The following is an 18,491-nucleotide window of genomic DNA, read 5'->3' as shown; positions in this document are numbered from 1 at the left end:
CGCTCGCACGGCCCACCATCGTGTCCCTATCGCTTCCCTTCGCGCTGGGCATCGCCCCAGGTAAAAGCGGTATCGAGGTTTTCGGCGTGTCCGTATGTGGATTCGGGTCGGCGATTCGTGGCGGCCGGCCGGCCGCGGCCCGGCCATCCGCCGACGGAAGCCGGGGCGGGCGGGCGGCGGACGGATGGCGAAGACATGACGGGCCGATAAGCGGCCGAAGGTGAACCGATAGCGCGGTCCGCGAACCTTGGACGAAGCCCAGGCGGAGCCGGCGCTCGCAGCGGTGCCGCCTGGGCGGCCAAGGCGAAAGCGCCTAAGCCGGGCCGCCGTGGACGGGCCCGTTGGACAGGTGACGGTGAGATGGGTATTGCTATTCAGACACTGGACGGTGTCTACGGCCGACCGGCCGCCAGTGTCAGGATCCGGCTGGAGTGCGCCGAGGGCGGCCACTGGACTCCCGACGCCAAAGCCGAAACCGACCACGAGGGCCGTGTCCGGGACTGGAGTGGCCGCCGTTTCGAACGCGGCGTTTACCGCCTCATCCTCGAAAGCGACCGGTACTTCGTCGGCCTCGGCCTCGTCGCCGCCTATTCGGAGATAGTCGTCCTCTTCCGCATGCACGACGAGACCGACTCCTACCAGATCCAGGTCCAGCTCTCGCCGTACTCGTATTCGACGTATTTCGGCTCATTCGGCTGACGGGTGTCAGCGTCCCCAGGCACACCAGGTTCACGCAGGTAAGGGCTCCGACAGTGAATACCGGACGGTACACCGCATTCCCCCAGGTTCCCCTGAACGATCGCACGTGGCCGGACGCCACCGTCACCGCCGCGCCCCGCTGGCTCTCCACCGACCTCCGGGACGGCAACCAGGCGCTGGCCGCCCCCATGACCCCGGCGCGCAAGCTGGTGATGTTCGACCTGCTGGTGCGCATGGGCTACAAGGAGATCGAGATCGGCTTCCCCGCCGCCAGCCGCGACGACCACGACTTCGTCCGGATGCTCATCGAGGACGACCTCATCCCCGACGACGTCCGCGTCTCGGTGCTCGTCCAGGCGCGCGAGGAGCTGATCGAACGCACCGTGGAGAGCCTGGCGGGGGCGCGGCGGGCCACCGTACACCTCTACAGCGCGACGTCGCCGTGGTTCCGCCGCCGGGTGTTCGGCATGGACCGCGACGAGTGCAAGGACCTCGCCGTACGGGGCACCCGGCTGGTGACGAAGTACGCCGAGCGGTTCCTGGACGGCTGCGACCTGGGCTTCCAGTACTCTCCCGAGCACTTCGCCGACACCGAGCCGGACTTCACGCTGGAGGTCTGCGAGGCCGTCATGGACGTGTGGCAGCCCGGCCCGGGGCGGGAGATCATCCTGAACTTCCCCACCACGGTCGAGCGGTCCACCCCCAACGTCTTCGCCGACCAGATCGAGTGGATGCACCGCAACCTGTCGCGGCGCGAGCACCTGTGCCTGTCGGTCCACCCGCACAACGACCGCGGCACCGGCGTCGCCGCCGCCGAGCTGGCCGTGCTGGCCGGGGCCCAGCGGATCGAGGGCTGCCTGTTCGGCAACGGGGAACGGGCCGGCAACGTGTGCCTGGTCACCCTCGGACTGAACCTGCTCACCCAGGGCGTCGACCCCCGTGTCGACTTCCGCGACCTCGACCGGGTCCGGCGCACGGTCGAGCGGTGCACCGGGATCCCGGTCCACCCGCGCCACCCCTACGGCGGCGACCTCGTCTACACCGCGTTCTCCGGCTCCCACCAGGACGCCATCAACAAGGGCTTCGACGCCCTGGAGCGGGAGGCCGCCGAGGCGGGCGCCGAACCGGCCGAGCTGCCGTGGCGCCTGCCGTACCTGCCGCTGGACCCGCAGGACGTGGGACGGACCTACGAGGCCATCGTGCGCATCAACAGCCAGTCCGGCAAGGGCGGCCTGGCCTACGTCATGAGCGCCCGGCACGGGCTGAACCCGCCCCGCGCGCTGCGGGTGGAGTTCGCCCGGACGGTGCAGGCGCTGGCCGACGCCGAAGGCGGGGAGATCGGCCCCGACCGGCTGCGGGAGTGCTTCGAGCGCGAGTACGTCATCGGCGCGGCGCCCGATCCGTCCGCTCCGTCCGCGGAGACCGTCGCCACGGTCTTCGGCGGGGTCCCGGCGGCCGTGGTCCTGCACGTCGACGGCGGCGGCTTCGACGCCGGGGGGGACCGGACCGACGCGGTGCGGACCGTACGCGCCGAGCTCGCCCGGCGGGGACTGCGGGTGCGCGCCGTCCACCACACCGGCCCGGCGGGCGACGGCCGTACGGCCCGGCGGGAGGCGCGCCCGCTCCCCGGGGGCGGCCGGGCCGGTGAACCCCGCGAGGACACCGACGGCGGCGGGCTCCACGGGCTCCGCGAGGTCGCGGTCTACGCCGAGCTCCAGGCGGGCGGGACGGTCTTCTGGGGGGCCGGGATCGGGCCGGACCTGCGGGCCGCCGCGCTGTCGGCCGCCGCCTCCGCCGTCGCCAGGTCTCGGCGGGAACGGGCGCGCCGTACGGCGGCCCCGACGACCCCGGCGGCCTCCGCGGAGGCGGCTCCCACGGCGGTGCCCACGGCGGGTGTCGCGACGGGCGCCGCGGCGGAGCCGGGGACGCTCACCTGGACGAGGAACACGCGGACGAGGAGCGCGCGGGCGAGGAGCACGCGGACGACGGCGGGACGGTGACGACCGGCGGGCGGTGACCGGCCGGATGACGGCGCGACGAGACGGAGAACCCCGGTGAGGGCGGGGCCGAGGAGGGAAGCGACGATGAAACTGGTCGAGCGGGAGGAGGAGCTGGCCTGCCTGCAGGCCCTCCTCGACAGCGCGGTGCTGGGCAGGGGCAAGGTGGCGCTGGTCGGCGGCGCCGTCGCGACGGGCAAGAGCGCGCTGCTGCACGTGTTCGCCGAGCAGGCCATCGAGCGGGGCGCGCTGGCCGTCACCGCGACGGGCTCCCGCATGGAACGGGACCTGCCCCTGGGCGTGCTCGGCCAGCTCATCCAGGACGCGCCGCTGGTCCCCGAGGAGCGCGACCGGGCGCTGGCGCTGCTGAGCGAGGGCGCGCGCACCGTGCTCGCGGCCGAGCCGGAGGACACCGGCGGCCGGCAGATCGACGCCCAGACCGTCCACGTCCTGTGCACCGTCCTGCTGGAGCTGTCGGAGCGGTACCCGCTCATGATCATCGTCGACGACGTGCACCACGCCGACCGCGCCTCCCTGCTCTGCCTGGCGTACCTGGCGCGGCGGGTACGGCTCGCCCGGATCGTGATGGTGTTCGGCCACGCCGACCACGGCCGCTGGGCCGACGGCTTCTTCCAGACCGAGCTGGTCCGCCAGCCGCACTGCCGCCGCATCCAGCTCACCCGGCTGTCACGGGCCGGGGTGGCCGCCCTCGTCGAGGAGGAGGCGGGCCGGGAGACGGCCGACCGGCTCGCCGACGAGTGGTACGCCCTCAGCGGCGGCAACCCCCTGCTGGCCGGCGCCCTGGCCGACGACTACCGGCAGCTCGCCCGGTCCGCCGCGGACGAGCCGCCGGACGGGGTCACCGCCGGCGACCACTACGGCCAGGCCGTGCTGTCGTGCCTGCAGCGCGGCCACGAGCAGACCATGCGGGTCGCCCGGGGCCTGGCGATCCTCGGCGAGCCGGAGTCGCTCGACCGGCTGCTCGGCCTGCCCGGCCCCGACGTCGGCAGGGAACTGCACTCCCTCAGCGCCGCCGGTCTGCTCACCCTCGGCAGGTTCCGGCACGACGCCGTCCGCGAGGCCGTCCTCGCCGGAACGGACGCCCAGGAACGGGCGGACCTGCACCGCCGGGCCGCGGAGCTGGGCTACGACCTGGGCTCCTCCCCGGCGGTGATCGCCGGGCACCTGCTGCGGGCCGGCCGGGTCGAGGCCCCCTGGGTCGTGCCGATCCTGGAGGAGGCCGCCAGGAGCGCCCTGCGCACCGGGCGGGTGGAGGCGGCGGTCGACTACCTGCGCATGGCCTGGCGCGAGTGCGCCGACGAGACCCAGCGCGCGAAGATCATGACGATGCTGGTGCGCGCCGAGTGGCGGATCAACCCGGCCGCGCCGACCGGGCACCTCGCCGAGCTGGCCGAGGCGATGAACCGGGGCAGCCTGCGCGGCGTCGACGCCGTCGTGCTGGCCCGGGCGCTGCTGTGGTACGGCCGTTTCGACGACGCGCGCGACGTGCTCGAACAGCTCAACCGGCCGGGCGCCGCGGCGGACCCCGAGACGGCCGCCGAGCTCGTGGTGAGCCAGCTGTGGCTGCGCGCCACCCACCCGCCCTTCCTCGACCGGCTGCGGCACCTCGCCGGCGACCAGGGCCTGGCGACCATGGTCTCGGTGTCGGTCAGCCGGCGGCTGGAGTCGGCGCTCGCGCTGGCCGAGGTCCTCACCCGGGGCCCGCGCGAGGAGGACATGGACGCCGTCGAGCGGATCCTTGAGGACTCCCGCCTGGACGAGATGACGCTCGACACCGTCGAGAACTCGCTGCTGGCCCTCACCTACGCGGGCCGCTGCGAGCGGGTGGCCCCCTGGTGCGACCTGTTCAGCGTCGAGGCGTCGTCCCGGCAGGCGCCGAGCCGCCAGGCCCGGCTCGCCGCGATCCGCGCCGAGATCGCCGTCCGCCAGGGCGACATGCCCGCCGCCGAGCACCACGCGCGCCTGGCCCTGGACATCATCCCGGTGAGCAGCTGGGGCGTCGCCATCGGCGGGCCGCTGAGCAGCCTGATCCTCGCGCTCACCGCGATGGGCAAGTACGACGCGGTGCGCGAGCACCTGGACCGGCCGGTGCCCGAGGCGATGTTCCAGACCCGCTACGGCCTGCACTACCTGCACGCCCGGGGCCGCCACAGCCTGGCCACCGACTACTTCGCGCTGGCGCTGCGCGACTTCCAGCGGTGCGGCGACCTGATGGCCGCCTGGAACCTCGACACGCCCGGCCTGATCCCCTGGCGGGCCGACGCCGCCGAGGCGTGCCTGCGGATGGGCCAGGCGGAGGAGGCCCGGCAGCTCGTCCAGGCCCAGCTCGACCTGTGCGGCCCCGGCGCCACCCGGGGCCGGGGCGCCGCGCTCCGGCTGCTGGCCGCCGCCTCCGAGCTGCGCCGCCGCCCCCCGCTGCTGCGCCAGGCGACCGAGTACCTCCAGGCCGCGGGGGACAGGTACGAGCTGGCCCGCGCACTGTTCGACCTGGTCGAGGTCTACGAGGCGCTCGGCGAGCACCGCCGCGCCAAGACGATCGCCGGGCGGGCGCGGGCCGTGGCCATGGAGTGCCACGCCCAGCCGCTGGCCGGGACGCTGTCGCGGGCCGACGACCCCGGCTCGCCGCCGGCCGTGCCCGCCGGGGACATGATCGGCATGCTGAGCGACGCGGAGCGGCGGGTCGCCGCCCTGGCCGCGGCCGGCTACACCAACCGGGAGATCGCCGCCAAGCTCTACATCACGATCAGCACGGTCGAGCAGCACCTCACGCGCACCTACCGCAAGCTCAACATCAGCCGCCGCGCCGACCTGCCGCTCGTCCTGGAGTTCGGTGACCAGCTCGTCGTCTGAGACCCCGCTCCGGTGCGTACGGCGCCCGCCGTACGCACCGCCGTACGCACCGCCGTGCGGCGTCCGCCGGAGGCCCGCGCGGCCCGCCCCGGCCCGTGCGGGCCCTCGAACCCCTCCCGGGTCCGTTCGGACCCCGAAACCCGCCGGGCCCGGGAGGGCATTTCCGAAGGTGCGCGCCGCCGCCGCCGGGTGCGACCTTCGTAGCCGGAGGTGCGCCGTGGAGGAGAACCCGGTCCTGACCGTCGTGCGGGGCAACCCGACAGCGGAGGAGCTGGCGGCGGTCGTCGCGGTCCTCACCGCGCGGGCCGCGGCCGCCGCGGCGGCGGCAGCCGAGGCCGCCGAGATCGCCGAGATCGCCGGGGCCGGCCGCCCGCGGTCCGCCTGGCACGCCGAACCGGCCTGGAGCGCCGGGACGAACTGGGACGCCGGCTCCGCCTGGAGCGTCTGGGGCGCCTGGAGCACCGGGCCGGCCCTGCCCGCCGCGGCCGCCCGCTGACCCGCCCGGGCGCGGTCCGCCGCGCCCCCCGGCCGGAGACCCGGTCGTGCCCGCGGTAAAGCCGATGGCCCGGTCGTGCCCGCGGTAAAGCCGACGGTCCGGTCGTTTCGGCGGGAAAATCCCGATCCGCAGTCCGATCGGTGATCATTCCGGTTGAATACGCCCCATGAGCGATCTGGCGACCGTCCTTTCGACCTGGCTGGACGGACAGTCGACCACCGGCATGGACCTGTACGGGATCAGGATGCTGACGGTCGGCCGGTTCGGGAAGGGGCTCCTGTTCCTCGCGGGGCTCTCCGTCGGCCTGGACCTGCTGGACCCCGACAAGGTCAGGCGGCGCGGCGAGGCGAACCAGGAACGCGCCGGGCGAACCCTCGCCCAAGGCCGCCACAAACGCGACGTGGCCCGGCTGTCCGCGCTCCACAAGACCGTCACCGAGGACATGGCCACCGTGTGGTCGGCGTCGACCGCCGGCGGCACGATCAGCGGCATCTCCGTCCACGCCACGCCCCCCGGCCGGGTGCCCGAGGGACTCGACGTCACATTGGAGGTCTACCGGAGCTTCCACCGCACGGTCATCGACGAGCTGCGCGTCTACGCCGGAGACGAGAACGAGTACACGCACGCGAGGGACCGTGCCGCCGAGTTCCTGTCGAGTCACCTCAGCGGTCCCGACCGCGCGCTGTTCACCGAGGCGGAGCGGGCCGGCAGAAACGAGGGCTGTGTCCTGGTCGCCCTGGCCGGCGTGCTCATCGCGATGGTGTTCGTCTTCGGCGCCGTCAGGACGAGCTCGGCGGCCATGCCGTGGGCGTTCATGGTCATGATCGCCGCGACCGTCCTGCTCCTGTTCACCCTCTCCACCGTGTCGCGCCTGAGAGCCGCCGCGGCCTGGCGATGGCTCCTCGGACGGGCGCTGCGGCGGCTCGCCGCCACACTGCGGAGCGCCCGGCCGTTCCACGGGTTCCGGAAGGCGGCCTTCGCGCTCTTCTTCGTCGGGAGCATCCTCGACATGCTCGCCTCCTGACCGCCGGGAGCCTCCCCGCCGCTCGCCCCACCGCCGCCCCCCGCCTGGGAGGCGGCCCCGGGCTCCGCCGGATCCACCCTCTCCGTCCCCGCCCGGGAGGCGGCCCCGCCCCGCGTGCCCTTCTCCGTTCGTGCGGACCGCCACCGCGTGCACCGGCCCCGCATTCTGCGAAAAGCCCGAGCGGGCCGCCGGTCGCATCCTGAGTGGTGTGCGCGGGCGTCTCCCCGCACGCCGGGGACGCCCGCGGCGGTGGTCCCCGGGCCTCCCGGGCGGTTGAGGAGAGCGCCATGTCGACATTCTTCGGCTCGTTCCGCCGGTTGCTGCTGGCACCGTCCCTGGCGGACGTGACGTTCGCGGTACGCGGCTTCCCCGGCGCGTCGTCACCGGCGGCCGAACGGCTGGAGGCCATCCCGCAGTCCGTCGTGTGCGGCTTCGAGTGGGGCATCGACGCGCGGAACCAGTGGGAGGTCGAGCGGCGGCTGGGCATGATCGACGTGGAGCTGCGCGGCTTCGCCTACGAGGGAGCCACGATGGCGCTGACCGTCCTCGACGCGATGGGCGGGGGCCGCGGCCACCGTACCCGCGACCTGCTGCTCGGCCCCGGCCGCCCGCACATCTTCCTCACCTACATCGGCATCGGCTTCGCCATGGCGCGGCTGCCCCGGCCGCTGTGGAAGAAGGTCGTCCCCGACCTGGGCGAGACGCCGTACCACCCGACGATGAGCTGGCTCGCGGTGGACGGCTACGGATTCGACCGGGCCTACTTCGACACCCGGCGCTGGGTGGACGAGCAGCGGGTGCCCGCCCCCTACGCCTGGGAGGGGTCGCCCGGCTACTTCCCCCGGGCCGTCGACCAGGGCATCGGCCGCGCCCTGTGGTTCATCCACGGCGCGCGGACGGCGGACGTCGCCGCCGCGGTGCGCCGCTTCGCCGACGGACGCCAGGCCGACCTGTGGAGCGGCGTCGGCCTGGCGGCGACGTTCGCCGGCGGCTGCGGGACCGGGGAACTCGCCGCGATGGGGGAGGAGGCCGGCGAGCACCGGGCCGAACTGGCACTGGGCGCGGTCTTCGCGGTCAAGGCCCGCGACCACGCCGGGTTCGTCCCCGAGCACACCGCGGCCGCCACCGCCGCGCTGACCGGCCTGTCGGTCGCCGACGCGGTCGCGCTCGCCGACGACACCGCCGTCGATCCCTACGGCTCCGGCCCGGTCCCGCAGTACGAGGTGTGGCGGCGGCGGATCCACGCCCGCTTCGCGGCCGACCGCGTCGGGCGCTGACGCCGGGCCGCAGCGCTCGGGCGACCGCACCGGACCCCGGCCACCGGGCCCGCGCCACCGCGCCGCCGGGCCCCGGCCACCGGGCCCGCGCCACCGGATCACCGGGCCGCCGGGCGCCGGGCCCCACCGCCCGCCGTGGCGTCCGGCGGTGACGCCCGATGAACTCACAGCGTGATTCATGAATGGTTTTCCCGGCCCGTTTTCCGGTTTTCGGAGAAAGGACGTGCTCTCGGGAAAAGCGCTCCGGATCAGCACTTCCGAAGTGGAGAGCGCAGCTCGGCATATGCGTGAATTTATGAAGGACATCCATTGACGAGGGGTGGAGGGGTTGGGTTGACCAGCATGTTCCGGTCATTGAGGCGTCGCGTCCTGACGCCGGACATATCAGAGACGAAACTTGCCACCCGGGGTTTCCACGTGAAGGACGACGCGTCCCGGGAATTGCTGGAGACGGTCGGCGAGACTTTTCTCACCGGTTACGCCTTCGCAGCCGAGACCCGCTCCGCGGCCGAGGCCGAGGAACGCCTGGAGGAGATCCCCCGGCGCTTCCGCGGCTTCGCCTACGAGGGCGCCGGCATGGCCTTCGCCATCCTCGACCGGCTGACGCCGGGCGGCGGGCACCGGACCGCCGACTCCCTCGCCGGACGGGGTGACGCCCACAACTACATGATCTACGTCGGCATCGGCTGGGCCATGGCGCGGCTGCCGCGCTTCCTGTGGCCGGACAGCCGCGGGCTGGACCCGCTGCTGCTGTGGCTCGTCCACGACGGCTACGGCTTCCACCAGGCCTACTTCCACACGCAGCGGTACGTGCACGAGCAGTACCGCGAGACGCGCTTCCCCTGGCCGGCCGGCGGGCCCGAGGCGTACGCCGCCCGCGCCATCGACCAGGGCATCGGCCGCGCGCTGTGGTTCGTCGGCGGCACCGACGTCGAGCAGGTCGTCTCGCTGGTCGAGCGGTTCCCCCGCTCGCGCCGGGCCGACCTGTACGCCGGCGTCGGCCTGGCCGCGACCTACGCGGGCGGCGCGCCCGAGGACGAGCTGCTGGAGCTGCGCGAGCGGGCCGGGACGTACCGGCCGCAGCTCGCCCAGGGCAGCTCGTTCGCGGCCGAGGCCCGCGTCCGCGCCGGCCTGCTGGTGCCGCACAACGAGGTCGCGACCCGGGTGCTGTGCGGCACCACGCCCGAGGACGCCGCCCTGATCAGCCGCCGGACCCGCCCCGACGGGCCCGTTACGGGCGACCTGCCCGCCTACGAGGTGTGGCGGCGCCGTATCGCCAATGAGTTCGCATTTGCTGGAGGTGTTACTCCGTGACCACGACAGCTGGCTGGCTGCGCAGGCAACTGCCGGGAATCGTCGCCCTCGTCATGATGGCGGCCCTTTTCGCGGCGGGCCGCCCGTCCTTCGCCTCGGACGAGGAGAAGGACGGCCTGGCGAGCGCCTACGCGTTCGAGCCGATGAGCATCGCGCTGCCCGCCGGGTACCCGCAGAAGACGATCCGCCAGGTGAACCAGCGCTACAGCAACATCGACGCCTGGATCTCCTCGGTCGGGGCCGGCATCGCCATGAACGACCTCGACATGGACGGCCTGTCCAACGACCTGTGCGTCACCGACACCCGGATCGACCAGGTCGTGGTGACCCCCACCCCCGGCGCGCGCTCCGACCGCTACCGGCCGTTCGCGCTGAACCCCGGCTCGCTGCCGATGAGCGACACGATGGCCCCCATGGGCTGCCTGCCCGGTGACTACAACGAGGACGGCCGCACCGACCTGCTGGTCTACTTCTGGGGCCGCACGCCGATCGTCTACCTCGCGAAGAGCGGCGCCACGCAGCTCGCCGCGGACGCCTACGTGCCCACCGAGCTGGTGCCGGGCGTCGGCACGGCCAAGTACACCGGTCCGCAGTGGAACAGCAACACCGCCACCGCCGCCGACTTCGACGGTGACGGCCACGTGGACGTCTTCATCGGCAACTACTTCCCGCACGGCCCCGTCCTGGACCCGAAGGTCAACGGCGGCGTGGAGATGAACGACTCCATGTCGGCGGCCGTCAACGGCGGTGAGAACTACTTCTTCCGCTGGACCGGCGCCACCGCCGGCGAGCGGCCGACGGTCGCCTTCACCAAGCTCGACGACGTCCTGCCGAAGAACGTCTCCAAGGGCTGGGAGCTCGGCGCCAGCACCGCCGACCTGGACGGCGACCAGTTGCCCGAGCTGTTCCTGAACAACGACTTCGGCCGGGACCGGCTGCTGTACAACCGCTCCACCCCCGGTCACATCGCCTTCTCCCTCGCCGAGGGCGAGTCCTCGCCGATCGTGCCCAAGTCCAAGGTCCTGGGCCACGACTCCTTCAAGGGCATGGGCTCCGACTTCGGCGACCTGGACGGCGACGGCCTCTACGACATCTTCGTGAGCAACATCACCACCTCCTTCGGCATCGAGGAGAGCAACTTCCAGTTCATGTCCACCGCCAAGGACCGGGCCGAGGTCGCCTCCGAGCTGAAGCGCGGCGTCGCGCCGTTCGCCGACCGCAGCGCCCCGAGCCACACCGCGTGGTCCGGCTGGGGCTGGGACGTCAAGATCGACGACTTCGACAACGGCGGCGTCCCGGCGATCGTCCAGGCCACCGGCTTCGTCAAGGGCGACGTCAACCGCTGGCCGCAGCTGCAGGAGCTCGCCACCGCCAACGACGGCGTGCTGCGCAACCCGCACTCCTGGCCGACCGTCCACGAGGGCGCCGACATCGGCGGCAACCAGACGCTCGCCTTCTTCGTCAAGGACGCCAAGACCGGCCGCTACGCCGACCTGTCCCCGCAGCTCGGCATGGCCGTGCCCGTGCCCACCCGCGGCATCGCCACCGGCGACGCCGACGGCGACGGCCGGCTCGACATCGCGGTCGCCCGCCAGTGGGACGCCCCGGTCTTCTACCACAACCAGAGCCCGTCCCCCGGCGCGTTCCTGGAGCTGCGGCTGAACCACGAGAACGCCGCCGGCGCCGCCCCGTCCGCCGCCTCGCCCGTGATCGGCGCCGAGGTGAAGGTGACCCTCCCCGGCGGCCGCGTCGCCATCGGCAAGGTCGACGGCGGCAGCGGCCACTCCGGCCGGCGCGGCCACGAGGTGCACATCGGCCTCGGCCGGGACGTCACCGGCCCGCTGCCGGTGCGCCTGACCTGGCGCGACCGGACCGGACAGGTCCACGAGCAGGATCTTCAGCTGACCCCGGGCCGGCACACCGTGCAGCTCGGCTCGCAAGCGAAGGAGCAGTGACGACATGACCGAGAAAGCCAAGACGCCCCCGCGGCACGACCCGAAGGTCATCACGGCCCTGCGCCGGTTCGCCATCTCGATCTCGGTCTTCAACATCCTCGGCTACACGGTCCTCGGATTCGAGCAGCCCTGGACGTGGCCCTTCGCCGCCCTGGCGACCGCCTACACCACCGAGATCGTCCTGGAGCTGATCGGCGCCAAGGTCGAGGGCCGCACCCCGCGCTTCCGTGGCAACGGCCTGCGCGGCCTGGTGGAGTTCCTCTACCCGGCGCACATCAGCGGCGTCGCGATGAACATGCTGATCTACGTCAACGACCAGATCCTGGTGATGATGTTCGGCGTCGTCGTCGCCGTCGGCACCAAGTGGGTCATCCGGGCACCCGTCCGCGGCCGGCTGCGCCACGTGATGAACCCCTCCAACTTCGGCATCGCCGTCATCCTGCTGCTGTTCCCGTGGGCCAGCATCGCGCCGCCGTACCACTTCAGCGAGAACGTCACCAACCCGATCGACTGGATCATCCCCTGCGTGATCATCGTCTTCGGCACCATGCTGAACGCCAAGCTGACCAACCGCATGTGGCTGATCGGCGCCTGGGTGATCGGCTTCGCCCTGCAGGCCGTCGTGCGCAGCGTCATCCTCGACGACGTCGCCCTCCTCGGCGGCCTGGCCATGATGACCGGCGTGGCGTTCGTCCTGTTCACCAACTACATGATCACCGACCCGGGCACCACGCCGTCCAAGCCGCTGTCGCAGGTCGCCTTCGGCGGCGGCGTCGCACTGGTGTACGGCCTGCTGACCGGCATGAGCATCCCCTACGGCATCTTCTTCGCCACCGCCACGGTCTGTCTGATCCGCGGCGCCTTCCTGTGGTCCCTGCACATCGTCGCCAAGGCCCGCGAGCGGGACGCCGCCCAGGTCAGCGCGGCGGCCGAGCAGGCCCTCGCCCCGGCCCGGAAAGAGGTCGCGAAGGTATGACCAGGCTCGCCATCGTCGGCATGGCATGCCGCTACCCGGATGCCACCTCGCCGCGGGAGCTGTGGGAGAACGCCGTCGCCGGCCGGCGGGCCTTCCGCCGGCTGCCCGACGTGCGGATGCGGCTCGACGACTACTGGGATCCCGACCCCTCGGCCCCGGACCGCTTCTACGCCCGCACCGCCGCGGTCATCGAGGGTTACGAGTTCGACCGGCTCGCCTACCGCGTCGCCGGCAGCACCTACCGCTCCACCGACCTGACCCACTGGCTCGCCCTCGACACGGCCGGCCGGGCGCTGGCCGACGCCGGCTTCCCCGACGCCGAGGGCCTGCCCCGCGAACGCACCGGCGTGGTGGTGGGCAACACCCTCACCGGCGAGTTCACCCGGGCCAACGTGCTGCGGCTGCGCTGGCCGTACGTGCGCCGGACCCTCGCCGCGGCGCTGAAGGAGCAGGGCTGGGACGACGAGCGGCTGGAGGCGTTCCTCGCCGACTACGAGGCCGCCTACAAGAGCCCGTTCCCGCCCATCGACGAGGACACCCTCGCCGGTGGCCTGTCCAACACCATCGCCGGGCGGATCTGCAACCACTTCGACCTCAACGGCGGCGGCTACACCGTGGACGGCGCCTGCTCGTCGTCGCTGCTGTCGGTGGTGACCGCCGGCAAGGCGCTGGCCGACGGCGACATCGACGTCGCCGTCGCCGGCGGGGTGGACCTGTCCATCGACCCGTTCGAGATCGTCGGTTTCGCCAAGACCGGGGCGCTGGCCAAGAACGACTTCCGCCTCTACGACCGCCACTCCAACGGCTTCTGGCCGGGAGAGGGCTGCGGCATGGTCGTCCTGATGCGCGAGAGCGACGCGCTGGCCGCCGGGCACCGGATCTACGCCACCGTCGCCGGCTGGGGCATCTCCTCCGACGGCCGGGGCGGCATGACCCGGCCGGAGGTCAGCGGCTACCAGCTCGCCCTGCGCCGCGCCTACGAACGGGCCGGGTTCGGCATCGAGACCGTCGCGCTGTTCGAGGGCCACGGCACCGGAACCGCCCTCGGCGACGCGACGGAGCTGAAGGCGCTGTCCGGCGCCCGGGCCGCCGCCGACCCCTCGGCGGCGCCCGCCGCGGTCGGCTCGATCAAGGGCATGATCGGCCACGCCAAGGCCGCGGCCGGCGTGGCCGGCCTGATCAAGGCCGTGATGGCGGTGCACGGGCAGGTGCTGCCCCCCACCGTCGGCTGCGTCGACCCGCACCCGGTGCTGGCCGAGGAGGGCGCGGCCCTGCGCGTGCTGCGCAAGGCCGAGCCCTGGCCGGACGGCGCCCCGCTGCGGGCCGGCGTCACCGCCATGGGCTTCGGCGGCATCAACACCCACGTGGTGCTGGAGAACGCCGCCCCCCGGCGGCGCTCCCCGCTGCCGGGCCGCACCCGCGCCCTGGCCGCCTCGCTGCAGGACGCCGAGCTGCTGCTGGCCGACGCGGCCTCGCCGCAGGCGCTGCGCGAGCGGCTCGCCGAGCTGGCGGACTTCGCGCCGAAGGTGTCCTACGCCCAGCTCGCCGACCTGGCCGCGACGCTCCAGCGGGAGCTGCGCGACCTGCCGTACCGGGCCGCGGTGGTCGTCACCTCGCCGGAGGACGCCGAGCGGCAGCTCCAGCGCCTGATCAACGCGCTGGAGGCGGGCGAGACCACCATGCTCGCCCCGGACGGCCGCGCCTTCCTCGGCCGGGCCGGCGGCCCGGCCCGGGTCGGCTACCTCTTCCCCGGCCAGGGGTCGGGCCGCGGCACCAGCGGCGGCGCGCTGCGCCGCCGCTTCACCGAGGTCGAGGAGATCTACCTGCGGGCCGCGCTGCCCACGGGCGGCGACATGGTGGCCACCGCCGTCGCCCAGCCGCGCATCGTCACCGGCTCGATGGCCGGCCTGCGCGCCCTCGCCCTGCTGGGCGTGGAGGCCGACGTCGCGCTCGGCCACAGCCTGGGCGAGCTGTCGGCCCTGCACTGGGCCGGCGCGATGGACGAGGACACCCTGCTGCGCGTGGCGACCGTGCGGGGGCAGGCCATGACCGAGCACAGCGCCTCGGGCACCATGGCCGGCGTCCGCGCCACCCCCGGCACGGTGACCGGCCTGATCGGTGACCTGCCCGTCGTCATCGCCGGCTACAACGGACCCGGCCAGACCGTCGTCGCCGGGCCCGTCGACGCGGTCGAGGCGGTCGGGCGCCGGGCCGCCGAGGCCGGCCTGACCTGGACCCGGCTGCGGGTGTCGCACGCCTTCCACTCGCCGCTGGTCGCCCCGGCGGCCGAGGTCCTCGGCGCCCGCCTGGCCGACGAGGAGTTCGGGCCGATGGACCGCCGCGTCGTCTCCACCGTCACCGGGGAGGACCTGGCGCCGGACACCGACGTCCCGGCGCTGCTGCGGCGGCAGATCACCGAGCCCGTGCGGTTCACCCAGGCCGTACGGCAGGCCGCCCCCGACGTCGACCTGTTCGTCGAGGTCGGCCCGGGACGGGTGCTCAGCGGCCTGGCCGCGAACATCACCGACGTGCCGGTGGTCGCGCTGGACACCGACGACGAGTCGCTGACCTCGCTGCTGCGCGTGGCCGGCGCCGCCTACGTCACCGGTGTGCCCCTCGCCCACGAGGAGCTGTTCCACGGCCGCCTCGTCCGGCCCCTGGAGGTGGGCGCGGAGTTCTCCTTCTTCGCCAGCCCCACCGAGCAGGCGCCGCAGATCGGGATCGGCGCGGCCCACCGCGTCGCGGACCCGGCGACGGCGCCGGCGGCCGCGGAGCGGACCGCCGGACCCGGCCAGAACGGGCAGCACGGGCAGAACGGCCAGAGCGGGGCCGGGCAGAACGGCGAGTCGACCATCGACCTGCTGCGCCGCCTGGCCGCCGAGCGCGCCGAGCTGCCGCTGGAGATGGTCACCGAGGACAGCCGTCCGCTGGACGAGCTGCACCTCAGCTCGGTCACGGTGATGCACATCATCGACCAGGCCACCCAGCGGATGGGCGTGCCCGCCGCGCAGGCCCCGACGAACCTCGCCACCGCCAGCCTCCGGGAGCTGGGCGAGGCGCTCGACGGCCTGGCCAAGTCCCCCCAGGCGCAGCCCGCGAAGATCGTGGCCGGCGCCGCGGCCTGGGCCCGGCCGTTCGCCCTCGACCTGGACGAGATGCCGCTGCCGGAGCGGCCCGCGGTGCGCGAGAGCGGCAGGTGGCGGCTGTTCGCCGGCGCCGGCTCCCCGATCGCCGAACCGCTGCGCCAGGCCCTTGAGAACGGGAGAGTCGGATCCGGTGTCCTGGTGTGCCTACCGCCGGAGTGCCGGCGGGAAGACCTGGAGCAGGCGCTGCTCGGCGCCAAGGCGGCCGTCGCCGGCCCCGCGGGCACCCGGTTCGTGCTGGTGCAGCACGGCCGGGGCGCGGCCGGCCTGGCCAAGACGCTCCAGCTGGAGACCCCGCAGCTCCGCGTCACCATCGTGCACGTACCGGCGGCCGCCGAGGCCGTCGGCTGGGTGGTAGACGAGGTCGCGGCCACCACCGGCTACGCCGAGGCGTACTACGACGCCGCGGGCGTGCGGCGGGTGCCCACCATGCGCGCCCTTCCGGTACGGCCGGCCCGCACCGAGCAGCCGCTCGGCTCCGGGGACGTCCTGCTGGTCACCGGCGGCGGCAAGGGCATCACCGCCGAGTGCGCCCTGGCGGTCGCCGCCGACAGCGGCGCCAGACTGGCCGTGCTCGGCCGGTCCGACCCGGCCGGGGACGCCGAACTGGCCGCCAACCTCCGCCGGATGGCCGAGGCCGGGGTGACCGTCCGCTACGCCCGGGCCGACGTCACCGACGCCGAGCAGGTCCGCCGCGCCGTCACCGAGGTCCAGGCGGCGCTCGGGCCGGTCACCGCCGTGCTGCACGGCGCCGGCCGCAACGAGCCCGCCGCGCTGACCGGCCTCGACATGGCGGCCTTCGCCCGCACCTTCGCCCCCAAGGTGGACGGCCTGCGCAACGTGCTCGACGCCGTCGACGCCGCCGGGCTGCGACTGCTCGTCACCTTCGGCAGCATCATCGGCCGCGCCGGGCTGCACGGCGAGGCCCACTACGCCACCGCCAACGAGTGGCTGGCCGAACTCACCAGGGAGGTGGCCGACAAGCATCCCCGCTGCCGCGCCGTCTGCATGGAGTGGTCGGTCTGGTCCGACGTCGGCATGGGCGAGCGGCTGTCGGTGGTGGAGGGGCTGGCCCGCCAGGGCATCAGCCCGATCACCCCGCAGCAGGGCGTGCAGATCATGCGCCGCCTGGTCGCCGACCCCGACGTCCCGCCCGTCGTGGTGATCAGCGGCCGCACCGAGGGCATCGACACCGTCCGCTACGACCTGCCGCCGCTGCCGCTGCTGCGCTTCGTCGGCAAGCCGCTGATCCACTACCACGACGTCGAGCTCGTCACCGACGTCGAGGTCAACCCCGGCACCGATCTCTACCTCGCCGACCACCTCCTCGACGGCAACCTGCTGTTCCCGGCGGTGATCGGCATGGAGGCCATGGCCCAGGTCGCCCACGCCGCCACCGGACGGCAGGGCGCGCCGGTCATCGAGCACGCCGAGTTCCTGCGGCCGATCATCGTGCCGCCGGACGGCAGCACCACGCTCCGGATCGCCGCGGCCGTCACCGACGACGACACCGTCGCGGTGACGATCCGCAGCGCCGAGACCGGCTTCGACGTGGACCACTTCCGTGCCCGGCTCGCCTACACCGACGAACCCGCGCCGCAGGGCCCGCCCGGACAGGTCGCCGACGGCCTGCCCGCGGTGCCGCTGGACCCGGAGGCGGAGATGTACGGCGACGTGCTGTTCCAGGGGCGGCGCTTCCACCGGCTGCGCCGCTACCACCGGGCCGCGGCCCGCCACGTCGACGCCGACGTCGCGGCGCTGGAGTCCGGCGACTGGTTCGCCCGGTACCTCCCCGGAGACCTGCTCCTCGGCGACCCGGGCATGCGCGACGCGCTCATGCACGGCAACCAGGTCTGCGTGCCGGACGCCACGCTGCTGCCCACCGCGATCGAGCGGGTGCACGCGGGCGGCGCGGCGCTCGCCGCGGCCGGGGAGCTGCGCTACTGCGCCACCGAGCGCAGCCGCGAGGGCGACACGTACGTCTACGACATCGCGGTGCGAACCCCGGCCGGCGACGTCGTGGAGCGCTGGGACGGCCTGCGGCTGCAGGCCGTACGGAAGAAGGACGGACGCGGCCCCTGGGTGGCGCCGCTGCTCGGCTCCTACCTGGAGCGGACCGTCGAGGACCTCGTCGGCGCCCGGGTGGCGGTCGCCGTCGAGCCCTTCGCGGCCGGCACTGCCGACACAGTCGGCGGTGCCGGTGCGGCGGACGACGAGGCGGCCCGGGAGCGGGCGGCCGTGGGGCTGGGCAGGGCGCTCGGCCGCCCGGTCGCGCCCGGCGAGCCGGGGACCGGCGGTGAAATCGGCGGCGAGGCCGGCGGCGCGACGGTCTCCGTCGCCCACGGCCCCGGCGTGACGCTCTGCGTCGCCGCCCCCGGCACGCTCGGCTGCGACGTCACGCCGGCCGCCGGGCGGACGCCCGCGGAGTGGACGGCCCTGCTGGGCCCGCACGCCCCGCTCGCCGAACGGGTCGCCGCCGCCACCGGCGACGGCCCCGACACCGCCGCCGCGCGCGTCGCCGCGGCCGCCGCGTCCCTGACGCGGGCCGGCCTGCCCCGGGAGTCGTCCCTGACCCTGACGGGGGAGGGGAGCGGCGCCTGGGCCGTCTTCGCCGCGGAGGGCGTGCGGGTCGCGACGCTCGTCACGACCCTGCGGGACGCCCCCGACCCCGTCGTCTTCGCGATCTGCGCCGGGGAACGGACGCCGGCCGCGAGCGAGCAGCCCGAAGGGCGGTCATAG

The 18,491-nt window shown here is 74.1% G+C and carries 10 protein-coding genes; all 10 read left to right on the top strand.

Annotation, left to right across the window (positions count from 1 at the left end; translation table 11 throughout):
* Positions 1–360 precede the first annotated feature (360 nt).
* The 10 genes from IEZ10_RS27655 (at position 361) to IEZ10_RS27610 (ending at position 18,491) form a co-directional block, all read left to right on the top strand.
* Positions 361–699, top strand: a complete 339-nt coding sequence (locus IEZ10_RS27655; protein WP_189249438.1) for a hydroxyisourate hydrolase — start codon at positions 361–363, stop codon at positions 697–699.
* A gap of 53 nt (positions 700–752) precedes the next feature.
* A complete protein-coding gene (locus IEZ10_RS27650; protein ID WP_189249437.1) occupies positions 753–2,699 on the top strand; it encodes a 2-isopropylmalate synthase in 1,947 nt (648 codons plus the stop codon).
* Positions 2,700–2,783: 84 nt separating this feature from the next.
* A complete protein-coding gene (locus IEZ10_RS27645; RefSeq protein ID WP_189249436.1) occupies positions 2,784–5,567 on the top strand; it encodes a helix-turn-helix transcriptional regulator in 2,784 nt (927 codons plus the stop codon).
* 217 nt (positions 5,568–5,784) lie between these two features.
* Positions 5,785–6,063 carry an acyl-CoA carboxylase epsilon subunit gene (locus tag IEZ10_RS27640; RefSeq protein WP_189249435.1) on the top strand — a complete coding sequence of 93 codons (279 nt, stop codon included), beginning with the start codon at positions 5,785–5,787 and terminating at the stop codon, positions 6,061–6,063.
* A 166-nt stretch (positions 6,064–6,229) separates the two neighbouring features.
* Positions 6,230–7,087: a hypothetical protein gene (locus tag IEZ10_RS27635; protein WP_189249434.1), complete on the top strand. Its 858-nt coding sequence runs from the start codon at positions 6,230–6,232 to the stop codon at positions 7,085–7,087.
* A gap of 287 nt (positions 7,088–7,374) precedes the next feature.
* Positions 7,375–8,364: a DUF1702 family protein gene (locus IEZ10_RS27630; protein WP_189249433.1), complete on the top strand. Its 990-nt coding sequence runs from the start codon at positions 7,375–7,377 to the stop codon at positions 8,362–8,364.
* Between the two features lie 342 nt (positions 8,365–8,706).
* A complete protein-coding gene (locus IEZ10_RS27625) occupies positions 8,707–9,678 on the top strand; it encodes a DUF1702 family protein (protein WP_189249432.1) in 972 nt (323 codons plus the stop codon).
* The gene (locus IEZ10_RS27620; protein ID WP_189249431.1) at positions 9,675–11,633 is read left to right on the top strand and encodes an FG-GAP repeat domain-containing protein; all 1,959 of its coding nucleotides are present in this window, start codon (positions 9,675–9,677) and stop codon (positions 11,631–11,633) included. The genes IEZ10_RS27625 and IEZ10_RS27620 overlap by 4 nt, the downstream gene beginning before the upstream one ends.
* A 4-nt stretch (positions 11,634–11,637) precedes the next feature.
* Positions 11,638–12,609: an enediyne biosynthesis protein gene (locus IEZ10_RS27615; protein ID WP_189249430.1), complete on the top strand. Its 972-nt coding sequence runs from the start codon at positions 11,638–11,640 to the stop codon at positions 12,607–12,609.
* The gene (locus IEZ10_RS27610; protein ID WP_189249429.1) at positions 12,606–18,491 is read left to right on the top strand and encodes a type I polyketide synthase; all 5,886 of its coding nucleotides are present in this window, start codon (positions 12,606–12,608) and stop codon (positions 18,489–18,491) included. The genes IEZ10_RS27615 and IEZ10_RS27610 overlap by 4 nt, the downstream gene beginning before the upstream one ends.

The organism is Streptosporangium pseudovulgare (genome assembly GCF_014648055.1).
Lineage (GTDB): Bacteria > Actinomycetota > Actinomycetes > Streptosporangiales > Streptosporangiaceae > Streptosporangium > Streptosporangium pseudovulgare.
The sequence above is the reverse complement of the archived record's forward strand: the minus strand, read 5'-3'. Positions and strand labels throughout refer to the sequence as shown.